At 39.8% G+C, this 15,743-nt stretch carries 18 protein-coding genes; 11 read left to right on the plus strand and 7 right to left on the minus strand.

The window, feature by feature from the left end:
- Nucleotides 1-63: 63 nt before the first annotated feature.
- Both H6A27_RS06525 and H6A27_RS06530 read right to left on the minus strand, forming a co-directional pair.
- Nucleotides 64-618: a 1-acyl-sn-glycerol-3-phosphate acyltransferase gene (locus H6A27_RS06525; protein WP_204508074.1), complete on the minus strand. Its 555-nt coding sequence runs from the start codon at nt 616-618 to the stop codon at nt 64-66.
- A 15-nt stretch (nt 619-633) separates the two neighbouring features.
- On the minus strand, nt 634-900 hold the full coding sequence (locus H6A27_RS06530) for a hypothetical protein (protein ID WP_204400774.1): 267 nt from the start codon (nt 898-900) through the stop codon (nt 634-636).
- A gap of 257 nt (nt 901-1,157) precedes the next feature.
- Here H6A27_RS06530 and H6A27_RS06535 point away from each other — a divergent pair, with 257 nt between their 5' ends.
- The 4 genes from H6A27_RS06535 (at nt 1,158) to H6A27_RS06550 (ending at nt 5,633) form a co-directional block, all read left to right on the plus strand.
- A complete protein-coding gene (locus H6A27_RS06535) occupies nt 1,158-2,801 on the plus strand; it encodes a diphosphate--fructose-6-phosphate 1-phosphotransferase (protein ID WP_204400775.1) in 1,644 nt (547 codons plus the stop codon).
- A gap of 151 nt (nt 2,802-2,952) precedes the next feature.
- Nucleotides 2,953-3,861: a glycoside hydrolase family 25 protein gene (locus tag H6A27_RS06540; protein ID WP_204400777.1), complete on the plus strand. Its 909-nt coding sequence runs from the start codon at nt 2,953-2,955 to the stop codon at nt 3,859-3,861.
- 28 nt (nt 3,862-3,889) lie between these two features.
- Nucleotides 3,890-4,258, plus strand: coding sequence for a YccF domain-containing protein (locus H6A27_RS06545; RefSeq protein ID WP_204508075.1), 369 nt, complete (start codon nt 3,890-3,892; stop codon nt 4,256-4,258).
- A 34-nt stretch (nt 4,259-4,292) separates the two neighbouring features.
- Nucleotides 4,293-5,633: an MFS transporter gene (locus tag H6A27_RS06550; RefSeq protein WP_204400780.1), complete on the plus strand. Its 1,341-nt coding sequence runs from the start codon at nt 4,293-4,295 to the stop codon at nt 5,631-5,633.
- A gap of 117 nt (nt 5,634-5,750) precedes the next feature.
- Here H6A27_RS06550 and prmA read toward each other — a convergent pair whose 3' ends face one another.
- Complete coding sequence (prmA, locus tag H6A27_RS06555; RefSeq protein ID WP_204508076.1) at nt 5,751-6,596, minus strand: 50S ribosomal protein L11 methyltransferase; 846 nt, start codon at nt 6,594-6,596, stop codon at nt 5,751-5,753.
- Nucleotides 6,597-6,766: 170 nt separating this feature from the next.
- Between prmA and H6A27_RS06560 the strand changes: the two genes are divergently transcribed.
- Both H6A27_RS06560 and H6A27_RS06565 read left to right on the plus strand, forming a co-directional pair.
- The gene (locus H6A27_RS06560; RefSeq protein ID WP_204508084.1) at nt 6,767-7,975 is read left to right on the plus strand and encodes a hypothetical protein; all 1,209 of its coding nucleotides are present in this window, start codon (nt 6,767-6,769) and stop codon (nt 7,973-7,975) included.
- A gap of 26 nt (nt 7,976-8,001) precedes the next feature.
- A complete protein-coding gene (locus tag H6A27_RS06565; protein WP_204508077.1) occupies nt 8,002-9,615 on the plus strand; it encodes a hypothetical protein in 1,614 nt (537 codons plus the stop codon).
- A gap of 333 nt (nt 9,616-9,948) precedes the next feature.
- On the opposite strand, the gene H6A27_RS06570 is transcribed toward H6A27_RS06565, so the two are convergent.
- The 4 genes from H6A27_RS06570 to H6A27_RS06585 form a co-directional block, all read right to left on the minus strand.
- On the minus strand, nt 9,949-10,386 hold the full coding sequence (locus H6A27_RS06570) for an RNA-binding S4 domain-containing protein (RefSeq protein ID WP_204400786.1): 438 nt from the start codon (nt 10,384-10,386) through the stop codon (nt 9,949-9,951).
- A 1-nt stretch (nt 10,387) separates the two neighbouring features.
- Complete coding sequence (pth, locus tag H6A27_RS06575) at nt 10,388-10,951, minus strand: aminoacyl-tRNA hydrolase (protein WP_204400788.1); 564 nt, start codon at nt 10,949-10,951, stop codon at nt 10,388-10,390.
- Between the two features lie 41 nt (nt 10,952-10,992).
- The gene (locus H6A27_RS06580; protein WP_204400790.1) at nt 10,993-11,598 is read right to left on the minus strand and encodes a 50S ribosomal protein L25/general stress protein Ctc; all 606 of its coding nucleotides are present in this window, start codon (nt 11,596-11,598) and stop codon (nt 10,993-10,995) included.
- A gap of 196 nt (nt 11,599-11,794) precedes the next feature.
- Complete coding sequence (locus tag H6A27_RS06585) at nt 11,795-12,163, minus strand: DUF3276 family protein (protein WP_204400792.1); 369 nt, start codon at nt 12,161-12,163, stop codon at nt 11,795-11,797.
- Nucleotides 12,164-12,341: 178 nt separating this feature from the next.
- Between H6A27_RS06585 and nusB the strand changes: the two genes are divergently transcribed.
- The 5 genes from nusB (at nt 12,342) to H6A27_RS06610 (ending at nt 15,738) form a co-directional block, all read left to right on the plus strand.
- Entirely contained in the window at nt 12,342-13,265 is a 924-nt protein-coding gene (nusB, locus tag H6A27_RS06590) for a transcription antitermination factor NusB (protein WP_204400794.1), read from the plus strand.
- 53 nt (nt 13,266-13,318) lie between these two features.
- Entirely contained in the window at nt 13,319-13,627 is a 309-nt protein-coding gene (yajC, locus tag H6A27_RS06595; protein ID WP_204400796.1) for a preprotein translocase subunit YajC, read from the plus strand.
- A gap of 11 nt (nt 13,628-13,638) precedes the next feature.
- Nucleotides 13,639-14,655 carry a CdaR family protein gene (locus H6A27_RS06600; protein ID WP_317218622.1) on the plus strand — a complete coding sequence of 339 codons (1,017 nt, stop codon included), beginning with the start codon at nt 13,639-13,641 and terminating at the stop codon, nt 14,653-14,655.
- Entirely contained in the window at nt 14,652-15,248 is a 597-nt protein-coding gene (gene coaE / locus H6A27_RS06605) for a dephospho-CoA kinase (protein ID WP_204400798.1), read from the plus strand. Before H6A27_RS06600 ends, coaE begins: the two co-directional genes overlap by 4 nt.
- A gap of 85 nt (nt 15,249-15,333) precedes the next feature.
- Entirely contained in the window at nt 15,334-15,738 is a 405-nt protein-coding gene (locus H6A27_RS06610) for a DUF5606 family protein (RefSeq protein ID WP_204400800.1), read from the plus strand.
- Nucleotides 15,739-15,743 lie beyond the last annotated feature (5 nt).

Consider the following 15,743-nt stretch of genomic DNA (forward strand, 5'->3'; position numbering starts at 1 on the left):
AGAAAGGCTACTGTAAATATTTACAAAAACATTTACAGCAGCCGTTCTTTTATTCCTCATATATTACACTTCTCCAATATCGAATTTTTCAGGGTGTTTGCCCTTGAAATCCTTGAAGTAAAGTTTTATTTCGCGCATATCTTTGTCTATGTCGCCTGTAGGAGTGATAACCTTGTTGGCATAAATGCACTTTTTATGATAATCTATGGCTATAAGTACGATAGGTATATTTGCGCCGCTCGCAATGAAATAAAATCCTTTTTTCCAGTTAGGATTTGCCGAACGGGTACCTTCCGGAGTTATTGCCAGATGGAATTTGGGACTTTTCTTTATCATTTCAACGGTCTGATCGACCAATGAAGTGCGTTTGCTCCTGTTCACAGGTATTCCCCCCATCCATCTGAAGAGGTATCCTAACGGGAAGAAAAACCATTCTTTTTTCATCAGGAAGCCGGATTCGCGTCCTATAGCCCCTATGAACAGTTTACCTATAATCAAATCCCAGTTTGTAGTATGCGGGGCCGCACAGATAATGCATTTGTCGTAATCCGGTACGCTGACCTCAGCTTTCCATCCCAATAGCTTGAAATAAATAAAACTGAAAAGTGCCTTCTTCATTTCCTGTAGTGTAGGTTATTTTTCGTTCAGCTTATTGAAAACTTCTTCAATCTGAGCGTTGAAATCCGATTTCAGCTTTTTGTAGAAACCTTTTACGTTTCCAGGTTCAGTATGGCTGATGCGGCTGATTATATCCGAACGCATGTTAAGTGTCTTTTCTACAAGGTCTGCGATAGCTTCGCGTTTTTCGCCTTCAGCTCCCATACCTTCGATTATACACATACCTACAGTAACTTCAGAAATATAGTTCACATGCTTCTTTAAGTTTCTTCTACTTGTCATAATTCTTTGATTTTAATTGATGAATAAAAAGTGAATTTGACGTAAAGATAGTATTTTTGTTGGAATATCTATACCTTTTTGTCAAATATTATTCCTGCCGTGTATTTTTTTTACCAGAGGTTTTCGTATTTCCGAAAAAAAGACGAAATTTGCAGTGAACGTTGAAAAAACATTGGGCGGAAAACGACAAGGCGTTTTTTTAAAAACGTCATAACACCGTAATCAATATACACCTTATATAAATAAATTTTGAAATTATGACAAAAAGTGCATTACAAATTGCAAGAGCTGCTTATCAGCCAAAATTACCTAAAGCCCTTACAGGTGCAGTTGCAGTTAAAGAAGGTGAAGCTACTCAGTCTGTAGCCGATCAGGAAGCTATCAAAAAGTTGTTCCCTAACACATACGGAATGCCTTTGATCCAGTTCGTTGAAGGACAGGCTCAGAACACAGCAGAAATGAACGTAGGTGTTATCCTGTCTGGTGGCCAGGCTCCTGGTGGACATAACGTTATCTCTGGTCTTTTCGACGGTATCAAGAAACTTAATCCTAACAACAAACTTTACGGATTTATCCTTGGTCCTGGCGGTTTGGTTGACCACAATTATAAAGAACTTACAGCTGACATTATAGATGAATACCGTAACACTGGTGGTTTCGATATCATCGGTTCAGGACGTACAAAACTTGAAAAAGAAGAACAGTTCGAAAAAGGTTACGAAATCTTGAAAGAACTTGGTATCAAGGCTTTGGTTATCATCGGTGGTGACGACTCTAACACTAACGCTTGCGTTTTGGCTGAATACTATGCTGCAAAGAACTATGGCGTACAGGTAATCGGTTGTCCTAAGACTATCGACGGTGACTTGAAGAACGAAATGATTGAAACTTCTTTCGGTTTCGATACTGCATGTAAGACATATTCTGAAGTTATCGGTAACATTGAACGTGACTGTAACTCAGCTCGCAAGTACTGGCACTTCATCAAATTGATGGGACGTTCTGCTTCTCACATCGCCCTTGAATGTGCTCTTCAGACTCAGCCTAACGTATGTATCATCTCTGAGGAAGTTGAGGCTAAGAACATGTCACTTGACGATGTAGTTACTTCTATCGCTCAGGCTGTTGCAAACCGTGCTGCTGAAGGAAACAACTTCGGTATCGTTCTTATCCCTGAAGGTCTTATTGAGTTCATCCCTGCCATGAAGGCTCTTATCGCTGAACTTAACGACTTCCTTGCAGCTAACGGCGAAGAATTCAACAAGATTGAACCTAACAAACAGCGTGAATATATCATAAGCAAGCTTTCTGCTGAAAACGCTGCTATCTATGCTTCTCTTCCTGAAGGTGTAGCTCGTCAGTTGTCACTCGACCGCGACCCACACGGAAACGTACAGGTATCACTTATCGAAACAGAAAAACTTCTTTCTGAAATGGTAGGCAAGAAACTTGCCGCATGGAAGGCTGAAGGCAAGTTCGCAGGTAAGTTCTCTGCACAGCACCACTTCTTCGGTTACGAAGGACGTTGCGCCGCTCCATCTAACTTCGACGCAGACTACTGCTACTCACTTGGTTACACTGCTTCATTGCTTATCGCAAGCGGTAAGACCGGTTACATGTCATCAGTACGCAACACTACTGCTCCTGCTGCTGAATGGATTGCAGGTGGTGTGCCTATCACAATGATGATGAACATGGAACGTCGTCACGGCGAAATGAAACCTGTTATACAGAAGGCTCTTGTTAAACTTGACGGTGCTCCTTTCAAAGCATTCGCCGCACAGCGTGACGTTTGGGCTAAGGAAACTGCATACGTTTATCCGGGTCCTATCCAGTACTTCGGTCCTACAGAAGTTTGCGACCAGCCAACTAAGACTCTTCAGTTGGAACAGGCTAAATAATATCGGTTTTTATGACTGATACAAAATAATTGCCGAAAATCACCACAGGAGCATACATACTCTGTCGCTTTGCTGTGGTGATTTTTTTACTATAATGATTGTACCTGTATTTTAATTCTCTGTTTGATATTTATAATATAACATTTTAACCATGATAAAAGAACCGAATGTTTCTGTGGAGAAGAAGACTCCAAGAAAGCCTGCCTCAAGGCGAAAAACATCGCAGACGGCAAAAACCGTTGGAAAAAGGACGGTAAAAGGCAAATCTTCCACTCCAAAGAAACAACCACAGTCAAGTAAACTGTCGGATGCTGCCCACTATGTATTGATGGCACTCGGTGCACTGGCTTTCGTGGTTGCTTTTTATTATTTCTTCATACGTCCATATTCCTACAGATGGAAACCGTGTTACGGAATGAAAGCTTACGGGGTTTGTCTTCCATACGGATATGCTGTTCATGGTATAGACGTTTCACATCATCAGGAGAATATCGACTGGAAAGTCCTGAAGAGCGTACAGTATGCCCAATTCCCTGTACGTTTTGTTTTTGTCAAGGCTACCGAAGGAGGCGATTTCAAGGATAAGGCTTTCGATTATAATTTTGCTGAGGCGGACAGTATGCATTTCATACGTGGAGCATATCATTTTTACAATCCTAATACAGACCCTGTGAAACAGGCTAATTTCTTTATTGAGAATGTAGAGCTCAAGGCTGGTGACCTGCCCCCTGTGCTTGATATAGAGAAGAAGCCAAAGAATGTGGAAAAGCTGAAGAAAGACTTGCTTGTATGGCTTAACAGAGTGGAAAAACACTATAAGGTCAAGCCTATTTTATATACTTCGTATAAATTCAAGAACAAATACCTGTCCGATTCTGTTTTTAATACATATCCTTATTGGATTGCGCATTATTATGTTGATTCTGTTAGATATGAAGGCGAATGGAAATTCTGGCAGCATAATGACGCGGGAACATTGCCGGGAATTGACGAGCTGGTTGACCTTAATGTGTTCAACGGTTCGATGAGTGATTTGCTTGAAATGACTATTAAAGACTGATTTATAACTAACAACTAATAACTAACACATGAACATCTTGATGAACATACTTTGGATAATCCTGGGTGGATTATTAGTGTGTCTGGAATATATTGTTGCCAGCCTTCTTCTTATGATAACCATTATAGGAATACCGTTCGGGCTGCAAACCATTAAGTTGGCTATGCTTGCGCTTTTGCCTTTTGGAGCCAAAGTCCAGAGTACACCATCCGACGGCGGATGCCTCAACGTGTTGATGAATTTGCTGTGGATACTTTTGGGAGGTGTGTGGATAGCGCTTACTCATCTGCTGTTCGGCGCTTTGCTGTGTATCACAGTGATAGGAATACCTTTCGGTATGCAGCATTTCAAGTTGGCTGGACTTGCCTTGACTCCGTTCGGTAAAACTATTGTGTGACATTTTTTATAAACCACTAATAATTTTTTAATTGATGACAAAATTCTCTCGTGCGTTCTGGACAGCAAACTTGTCGGAACTATTTGAACGTATGGCCTATTATGCCATCTTTATCGTAATCACGCTTTATCTTTCAAACACATTGGGCTTCAACGATATTGAAGCGAGTCTTATTTCCGGTCTGTTCTCTGGAGGACTTTATTTCCTGCCTATGTTTACCGGAGCCTTTGCCGACAAGATTGGTTATCGGAAGGCTATTCTGATTGCATTTACTTTGCTTACAATAGGTTATCTCGGATTGGGTATGCTTCCTGTAATGCTCGAATCGGCAGGACTTGTTCAGTATGGCGAAAAAACACATTTTACCGGTCTTGAAACAAGTGGTATGCGCTATCTCATTGTTCCTGTAATGGTGATACTCGTGATAGGCGGCTCCTTTATCAAGTCCATCATTTCCGCTTCAGTGGCAAGAGAAACAACTTCCGAGACTCGTGCCCGAGGGTATTCCATTTTCTATATGATGGTAAACATCGGAGCTTTTACGGGAAAATGTTTTGTGGATCCGCTGCGCTCAATAGTAGGCGATGAGGCTTATATTTATATCAATTTCTTCTCTGCAACATTGTGTTTCATTGCATTGCTTACAATATTCTTTTTCTTCCATTCGGCCAATACATCGGGCGAAGGAAAGAGTATGGGCGAAGTCTTCCGCGGGCTTGGTAAGGTGTTCACCAACGGTCGCCTTCTGCTTCTGATACTTATCGTGACAGGTTTCTGGATGATTCAGCACCAGATGTATGCCACTATGCCGAAGTATGTTATCCGTATGGCCGGCGAGACTGCGAAACCGGGATGGATAGCCAATGTGAATCCTTTCGTGGTAGTGATTTTCGTGAATATTATTACACAGTTTATGGCAAGACGTAAGGCATTGACCTCCATGGCTGTGGGTATGTTCCTCATTCCTCTTTCGGCTTTGATTATGGCTTCAGGAAATCTGTTCGAAGGAGATCTTTTCGGTATGCATCCTATTACAGTTATGATGATTGCCGGAATTGCCGTGCAGGCACTTGCCGAGTGTTTCATCTCACCACGATATATGGAGTTCTTCTCGTTGCAGGCTCCGAAAGGCGAGGAGGGGCTATACTTGGGATTCAGTCATCTTCATTCCTTCCTTGCTTCCGTTATAGGTTTCGGATTGTCTGGTATCCTCCTTACGGCATATTGCCCGGATCCGGCTTTGTATGACTCAGTGGAAGCATGGAGAGCCGATGCCGCCAACGCACATTATATATGGTACTGGTTTACCGCTATTGGAGCTGTTTCGGCTATAGCGCTTATCATATATGCCAAGGCTACTAAGAATGCCAAATGATATAGACTGATAATAAAAGAAGACGCATAATGAAAATGTTCTTATCCTTATTCATTATGCGTCTTTTGTCTTGCAATATATTTTCAAATACTTATCACTTCATTTTCTCAGCTTTCATCACTCCATTATGAGTTTCACTGCAGCCCAATTGTTCTTTTCGCGATAGTGTACAAACTTGAGTCCGAGGCTTTCACCTTTGCTACGGATAGCTTCAATATCCTGAACATAGAATCCGCTCATGTATATTTCAGAGCCTTTGTGCATGCAGGCTGTATATGCGACCATATCGTTCAGAAGGATGTTTCTGTTTATGTTTGCAATAATTACGTCGAATGGCTTGCGTCCTTCGAGGAGTGATGCGTCTCCCAGTTCTACTGTGATATTGTCGATGTTGTTGAGTGCGATGTTGTCGCGCGAGTTGTTTACACACCAGTCGTCAATGTCGATGGCTGTAACAGGGTCTGCGCCTCTCATGCTTGCCAGGATAGCAAGAATAGAAGTTCCGCATCCCATGTCAAGAACAGACTTGCCTTTCAGGTCGGCATCAAGCAATTCGCCTAAGATAGAGCTTGTAGTCTCGTGGTGACCGGTTCCGAAAGCCATTTGCGGGTTTATCACGATATCATATTCAGCTTTAGGATAGTCTTTATGGAATGTGCTGTGAATCACACATCTGTTGTCTATTACTATGGGCTGGAAGAAATTCTTTTCCCATTCCTCGTTCCAGTCCTTGTCTTCCGGTTCGGTAATAGTATATGTTATTTCAGTATCCTGTATTGGAAAATCGGAAATGATTCCTTTCAGAGCTTCTTCATCGAAAAGTGATTGCTGAACGTATGCCTGCATACCACCTTCGCATTCTACAAAACTTTCAAAACCTATTTCAGCTGTAAAGGCCGACAGGATGTCTGTTGCGGTTTCATTGCATGGATTTACTGAAAATGTAACTTCAAAGTATTTCATAAATGGAAATTTTTTGTTTTATTTATAGTGCAAAGATACTCAAAATAGGGAAATCCCTATGATATATTAGGGAATTTCTATATATAGTATGATATTACCATATTATATTTGTACAAGAATAAAAGGATGATGTTATTAACTTATAAATTTAAATGCTTAAATATATGAAAATGAGAAGAATAGTACTGGCTTCCATGCTGTTTGCCTTCATGCCGTGGTTGGCAATGGCTCAGAGTACTGACGACCTTTACTTTATCCCGAAGAAAGAGAAAAAGACTGAGGCAAGTCAGAAGGTTGGAGTAGTACCAAAGGAAGTCTCAAACAAAACGGTGAACGAATTGCCGTCCAATACGGCTATAGTTGTGAAAGATGTGAAAGGAAATGTACGTGATGTTGACGAGTATAATCGCCGATATACATCACGTGACAATACCTTTAGTTATGAAAACGATACTCTTTATATCGAAGAAAAACCATACGGCGAGCGTGGCGAATGGGTAAACGGTTTCCAGGGCTCGGATATGGACTACGAATATGCCATGAGGCTTGTGCGTTTCCGTAACCCGAGATATGCGATACCTATAAGCAGCCCTCTTTATTGGGATGTGGTTTATGGAGCATTCCCTTCATGGGACTGGAACGTTTATGATGACGGCATGTATGCCTATATCTTCCCTACATATACCAACCGCTTGTGGTGGGACTGGAGATGGTCATACGGATTTTATGGACCTGGATGGGGATGGTATTCATCTTGGTATTCACCGTGGTACTCGCCATGGTATTATGGCGGATGGTACTCACCATGGTATGCAGGTTACTGGGGCGGCTATTGGGGCGGCTTCTGGGGTGGCTATTATGGACCGGGATGGCATCACCATTATCCATATTATGGATGGAACACACCTGCCCACTATAATTATAATACCAGAAAAGCGGAGTATGGATTTTCAAATAGAAATGTAAACTATAGAAACAATTACTCTACTGTGGGTAATAATGGATATAACAGGGTGGTAAGTACTCGTGATAATAATGGAAGAACAGGCGGAAGAGTCGTTACTGGAAGCAGAGGTTCCAATTCGTCTGTTCGTGTAGGAAATACTACAACACGTAATAATACTGGTGTGTACACTCGTCCAAGTATGAACTCTAACAGAGAAAGTAATTACACTCGTCCAAGCAGCACTCGCGTGAATTCAAGTAGGAATTATGATGTGAATAACAGAAACAATAATTATAATTCTAACAGAACTAATGTTACTACTACACGTAATTATGGAAGAAGCAGCTATCGCTCTACTACAACGAGTGGTTCTTCGAGAAATTATGGTACATCGGGCTCTTCAAGGTCTGGTGGTGGAGTACGTAGAAGGTAAAAAGTAGATTTATTTAATTTGTAAATATGAAAACCAAATATATTTTTTTGTTTGCTGCGCTGACTGCTTTGACAGTGAATGCACAGACTCAGTACGATGCGTTCCGGTTCTCTGAAAGTGAACTCAATGGTACTGCCAGATTTGTAGGTATGGGTGGTGCCATGGGGGCATTGGGAGCTGATATTTCAGTGATGAGTACGAATCCAGCCGGTATAGGTCTGTTCAGAGGACATGACTTTTCTACATCATTCAGCTTTAATAATACTAAAGTTGGTAGCAGCTTTGGAGGCGTCACGATGAATGAAAAGAAGAATAACATGTCTTTCGACCAGATAGGTTTTGTATATTCTTCAAAGATAGGAAACAGAACGACATTGCGCTATTTGAATTTTGGATTTAATTATCACAAAAGTAACAACCTTAATAAACTGTTTTCTGCCGGAGGATTCCTTGATGGATTGTCTCAGACATATCAGATTGCCAATATGATAGGTGGAGCAGTAGGTTCTTTGTCCGAAATTGATGATATTTACAATTATGGTGACATCAATGGAGTGTCTAATCCGTATTATAACTCTTATTATCCTTATTTGGGCGTGATGGGTGTCAGAACTGGACTTGTAGGAATTACTAATGATAATTCAGCCCTGAAAGCTTGGAATGGCGACCGCAACTATTACAATAGTCGTGAGGAAGGCGGAATACAACAGTATGATTTCAATTTGTCATTCAATGTTGAGGACAAGATGTATTTTGGAGTAACATTGGGAATATATGATGTAAATTATAAACGTACCACATTGTACGAGGAATCTATTTATGATCAGAGTCCGGATTTTCAGAAACCTCATGAGGGATTTTATCAGCTGAATAATTATCATAGAACAGATGGTACAGGAGCCGATTTTAAGTTTGGAGCTATATTCCGTCCTATAGACGATTCTGCTTTCCGGTTTGGTTTTGCTATACATACTCCTACATGGTATTCATTGAGAGATACATATAATTCAGGAATTTATTCTGAAATTACATATCAGGTATTCGATGAAACGGAAAACGTGGTAAAAGAGGAAACAGACATGATTAACGAGAATATCTATGATTATGTAGATGGAGAGACCGTACAGGATTATAGACTTACTACACCATGGAAGTTTAACTTGAATATGGGTACAGTGTTCGGAGGTATTATGGCTGTAGGCGCTGAATATGAGTTTGCTGCATATAATCACTGTAAATTATATTATTATGATGGGTATGAGATGAGTGAGCAAAATCAATATATTAATGAAGATGTCAAAGGTGTGCATACATTGAGATTAGGTATGGAAACAAGGATTACTCCTGCGTTCAGTGTTAGAGCCGGATATAACTTCTCATCTCAGGCTTTTAAGAAGACTGCATATAAGGCTTTGGCTTGGAACGATATGCATACAGATGTTGAGTATAATAATAAGTATAGTCAAAATACTGTTACAGTAGGTTTGGGATATGCAGGACGTATCTTTTATGCCGACCTGGCTTATAAATATAACATATATAAGTCTGATTTTTATCCGTTTAGTGATCAAGATTTAATGCCTGCACGTTTGACTAACGAACGTCATCAGGCTTTGATAACTTTAGGTGTACATTTCTAATCATTTTCATCTTTCATATACAATATCTTTTATGTGTCATCCGGCTTGCATTGTTGCAGGTCGGATGATTTTTTTTGTCAAATATATTGGGCGTTTTCTGATATGTACATCATGAAAATTATCAATGCTCTGTAAATCAGTATTATATATCTTTCCTATGTACATCATATAAATAACCAATCTTGAGCCGATATTAATATCTTTGCAATGTAAACACAAAAACACCCATATATTTTCATTCTATATCTTTAATCGCTGAAAAGCCGTATCTTAATATCATTGCTCATGGATATTATCGATACGGCTTTTATTATGTCTTCTATGTTTTTGCGGTCAGCTGTCTTTTTCTTCTTCGTCTTCATCATCCTCGAGATCGAAGTCAAAGTCGTCGATGTATTCGGGAGTGAAGAAATCGTCCAGACTGCGTCTGTCTTTCTTTGTAGGACGTCCTGTACCTCTTGCACGGTCTATGAAACCGCTTATCTTGCTCATTTCAAGCAATTCGTATTGTTCAGGCGAAGTAACGTTTTCCATTATTTCAGGAACAAGTTTTGCTCCGACGCGCTTTTCTATGGCCTGCAATACCTTGAATGAATATGTTATTGGAGATTTTTTGACGCTTATAACGTCTCCTGGCTTAATCATTCTTGCTGGTTTGGCCTGGGCTCCGTTAATGCTTACCCGTCCTTTTTTGCAAGCTTCGGCCGCTATAGTCCTTGTCTTGAAAATTCTTGCGGCCCATAACCATTTGTCAATTCTTGCTTCAGCCATTTTACTTGTTGTTATATTGGTTCATTGTAATATTAAGGCCTGCCAAGCAAAAACTCTTGATTATTTCGTCCGCCAATTCTATTCTTTCCGGAAGTATTTTCTTGGCTTCATCGTCAAACTGTCCCAATACGAAATCTATCTGCCCGCCTTTAGGGAAATCATTGCCTATACCGAAACGCAGGCGTGCGTAGTTTTGTGTTCCTAATGTTGCGGCAATGTGTTTCAGACCATTATGGCCGGCATCACTGCCTTTGCCTTTTAGTCTCAAGGCTCCGATAGGCAATGCCAGATCGTCCACTACTATCAGCACATTTTCCAAAGGAATATTTTCCTGCTGCATCCAGTATCGTACAGCATTTCCGCTAAGGTTCATATATGTTGATGGTTTCAACAATATCAGCTGACGTCCCTTAAGCGACATGTTGGCTATTGCGCCATAACGCTTGTCGCTAAAAACAATATTGGACGCCTTGGCGAAGGCGTCCAATACCATAAATCCTATATTGTGACGGGTGTTACGGTATTCATCACCGATATTTCCCAGTCCTACTATCAGATATTTCATTAATATGGATTTGTGAGTGTATTAGTTGTTTAAACTATTACTTATTTCTTTCCTGCAGCTGCAGCAGCCTGAGCACCACGAGCGGCACGAGTCAATTTAACAGCACATACAACAGCTTCTTTTGTGTTCAAGATCTGCAAACCTTCGTAGTTCAATTCACCAACCTTGATAGTCTTACCAAGACCCAAGTTTGTTACGTCGATTACAAGTCTTTCAGGAATCAAGTTATACAAAGCTTTAACTTTCAGCTTACGAACCTGCAATGCCAATTTACCACCGGCTTTAACACCTTCTGCAAGACCTTCCAATTTAACAGGAACTTCCATTACGATTGGGTTAGATTCGTCAATCTGCAAGAAGTCAACGTGAAGGATGTTGTCAGTTACAGGGTGGAACTGGATATCTTTCATGATGGCTGTAACAACTTTGCCATCGATGTTCAAGTCAACTACGTAAATGTGTGGTGTATATACCAAGTTACGCAATCCGTCGTTTGTTACAGTGAAGTGAGTTGCTACCTGATTACCGTTTTCATCTTTGTTCAATCCGTACAATACACAAGGAACGCTGTTGTTCTTACGAAGGTCACGCGTAGCTTTTTTGCCAGTTTCAGTTCTCAAAGAACCTTTGATTTCAATTGATTTCATTTTCTTAAATTTTTTGTGTTACTCTAAATTAAGTTGATTGTTTTTGCTTAATTCGCCATCACACGATGCGGTATATCACACGATGAGCTTAAAAAAGCGGTGCAAAGGTAATTGTTTTATTTTGAACAGCCAAATATTGTTCTGGTTTTCTGATGTTTTTTATTTATATAATATAGTTCTTGATGAATAAATGTTATCAGAATTCAATGTCAATTTTAATATCTGATGAAGTCTCAATACTGTCTTCCACTGTTTTTTCTTCCGTATTGTAGTCGTTTGTGTGGTTGCTGTTGTCGTCAATAAATTTTATTGCTTCCTGCAATCCGTTGATGAATTTGTCAAAATCTTCTTTGTAAAGGAATATTTTGTGCTTTTCGAAGCTTACAGATGGAGAACTTCCCTCGCCTGATATTACTTTCTTGCTTTCTGTAATAGCAAGGAACATATCATCTTTTTTATTTTTTCTCACATCCACATAATAAATTCTTTTTCCGGCTTTTATTGCCTTGGAAAATACAATTTCTTTGTCTGTTTCTGTCATGTTTTTCTTTTTCAAATCTTCCATAGTCACTATAATATAATAAATAAATCGTGCCCAAAGTTGAATATTTTTTTTTTACGAACAAAGGAACTATGTATAGAATTTCTTCTAAAAGTGAAAAAAAAATTGAATTTTATCCGCTAATATTGCCAGTAAAGAATAAAATGCTTACTTTTGCACCCTGAAATTTCATCTTATTAATATGATAAACAGAGTTCTTATTCGTCTGAAAATAGTTCAGATTATTTACGCTTATTATCAGAATGGCGGTAAAAACTTGGATACTGCAGAAAAGGAGTTGTTCTTCAGTCTATCCAAAGCGTACGATTTGTACAATTATCTTTTGCTTCTTATGGTTGCCGTAACCCGTTATGCCAACAAGAAAATTGATGCGGCGAAAAACAAACTGGCACCTACAAAAGAAGAGTTATCACCAAACATGAGGTTTGTCGAAAACAAGTTTATCGCTCAGTTGGAAATCAACAATGACTTGAACGCTTTCGTCGTAGCCCAGAAAAAAACATGGGACAATGAAGATGAATTCCTGAAGTCTCTCTACGAAAAGATTCAGCAGAGTGATATCTATGCGGAATATATGGCCGCAGAGTCAACTTCATACGAGGAAGACCGCGAATTCTGGAGAAAGATATATAAGAATATCATTTTCAATAATACTGAACTTGATGAAGTTCTCGAGGACCAGAGTCTGTACTGGAACGACGATAAGGAAATTGTTGATACTTTTGTGCTTAAGACAATCAAGCGTTTTGATCCTAAGAATGGTGAAAAGCAGGAGCTTCTTCCTGAATTCAAGGATGAGGAAGATCAGGACTTTGCACGCCGTCTGTTCCGTCGCGCTATTATGAATGCTGAATATTACCGTCATTTGATAGGTGAGACTTCAAAGAACTGGGATTTGAACCGTGTGGCACTGATGGACGTTGTGATAATGCAGATTGCGCTTGCCGAGATTCTTAGTTTCCCTAACATTCCTGTAAATGTTTCTTTGAACGAATATGTAGAGATAGCAAAGCTTTACAGTACTCCTAAGAGCGGTGGCTTTATCAACGGAACCCTTGACGCTATAGTTAATAAACTGAAAAAGGAAAACAAGTTGACAAAATAATGATATATTTGTCGCCTGAATTAATATTAATTTTAAATTAAAGGAAAAAAACTATGAATTTATTGACAGTAATGCTGCAAGCTCAGGGTGGAGCAGATTATTCTTTCTTGATAATGATGGTGGCTATTTTTGCCATTATGTATTTCTTTATGATTCGTCCTCAGAACAAGAAACAGAAGGAAATCGCCAATTTCCGTAAGAATCTTGAGGTAGGACAGTCTGTAATTACTGCAGGTGGTATCTATGGTAAAGTTAAGGAAATTGAAGATAATGCCATCATAGTAGAAATTGCTCCAAGTGTAAAAATCAAAGTTGATAAAAATTCAATCTATGCTGACGCTCAGGCTCAGACTAACAAATAAATGATTTAGATATGTTGTTCGGTAAAATGAACATCAAGGATATTTTTAGAGACATTGTAAATAAAATCAGAAACTTCCTGCTTACTGACAGGTTCAGGGAGTTTCTGATTTTTTTGTTCTTTGTTGCCGTATCCTTCGGTTTCTGGATGTTGCAGACTCTTGACGGTAATTTCGAAACAGAGTTCTCCATACCTCTTAAGTTGAAGAATGTTCCTAAAGACGTAATTATCACATCCGAGTTGCAGGACGAGGTAAGGGTGCGTGTTGAAGATCGTGGCACTGTACTGCTAAATTATATGCTTGGCAGGTCTTTCCTGCCTATAACTGTCAATTTTGACGATTATGCCAATACCAGTTCGCGCGTCATTCTGCCACAGGAAGATTTAAAGAAAAGGGTACTCTCGCAATTGAATACTTCAACCAGGCTTCTGTCAGTCTATCCCGATTCGGTAGGCTTTGTTTATTCTACCGGTAAGTTCAAGAAAGTACCGGTGTCTGTAAGCGGAAAGGTTACTCCCGGAATCCAATATTACATATCCGATATCCGTTTGTCGCCCGATTCTGTAATTGTATATGCCCCATCAGAGTTGCTGAAAGCTGTACAGACAGCCTATACACTGCCTCTTGACTGTCAGGACCTTACTGAAAACACATCTCTTAAAACCGGTTTCAAGAAGATAGACGGGGTAAAATATGAACCTTCTTTTTGTGAAGTTGCTATCTCTGTTGATATGTATTCCGAAAAGACGGTCGAGGTGCCTGTTGTGGGAATTGGATTTCCTGCCAACAAGACTCTGCGTACATTTCCATCGAAGGTAAAAGTCACTTTCAAGGTAGGATTGTCAGACTTTGCCACAGTCGATCCTTCCGATTTCACCATTGGCGTTAAGTATGATGATGTGATACGTTCTGCAAATGATAAGATAGATTTGGTGGTAAATACATCCCGCGATGATGTCTCGAATATTAGAATAAATCCTGCAAGAGTTGATTATTTAATTGAGGAAACCAGCTTTTTCAGACCATGAACAATAATCGGTTAATAAAGATAGGAGTTACCGGAGGCATAGGAAGCGGAAAGTCTTTTCTGTCGTCCATGTTAAAGGAACGTGGAATACCGGTATTCGATTCGGATACGGAAGCAAAGAAACTGATGCTTACCGACGTGTTTATAATCTCTTCGCTCAAGTCTCTTTTGGGCGAGGATGTTTATACCGGCGGCAAGCTCAACAAGCCGCTTCTTGCGTCGTACATTTTCAGTTCGGCTGACAATGCCGCTAAAATAAATTCCATAGTCCATCCTCGCGTAAAGAAGGCTTTTTTATCATGGGCTGACGAACGTTTTTCCGGTGGCGATAGGGTAGTGGCCATAGAGAGTGCCATTCTTTTCGAGTCGGGCTTCAGCGATGTAGTCGATAAGATAGTGACTGTGGTTGCCCCCATCGATGTGCGGGTTTCCAGAGTGATGAGTCGCGACAGTACTACCAGAGATAAAGTAATGGAGCGTATAAACTCTCAGATGGGAGATGACGAAAAAATCTCAAAATCAGATTTTATCATTGAAAATGACGGTCGCAAACCATTAAATGAGCAGATTGACGTTATGCTTTCTGTCTTATAATCAATAAAAGATATTCAATATCTTGTGTAATTCGATTGTGAGTTGTATTTTTGCTCAGAAATTAATAATTTAAAAATATAGAATCATGTTGAAAACAATTTTGGCTATATCCGGTAAACCGGGATTATATAAGCTGATCTCTCAGGGAAAAAATATGCTTATTGTAGAGTCTGTAAGTGCGGATAAAAAACGTTTACCAGTCTATGCTGCAGACAAGGTTATTTCATTAGGCGATATTGCCATGTACACAGATGCCGATGAAGTTCCATTGTCAGTTGTTCTTGAGGCTGTAAAGACTAAAGAAGGTGGAAATCAGGCTTCTTTGGATTACAAGAAAGCATCAGCAGAAGAGCTTGGAGAATTCATGGCCGCTGTACTTCCTAATTACGACAGAGACAGAGTTCACCTTAGCGATATAAAGAAACTTATCCAGTGGTACAATCTTCTTGTGTCAAACGGAATTACTGAATTTGCTGAAAGCGCTGAATAATAACG

It is taken from the genome of Bacteroides caecigallinarum (assembly GCF_016902295.1).
GTDB classification, from domain to species: domain Bacteria; phylum Bacteroidota; class Bacteroidia; order Bacteroidales; family Bacteroidaceae; genus Phocaeicola; species Phocaeicola caecigallinarum_A.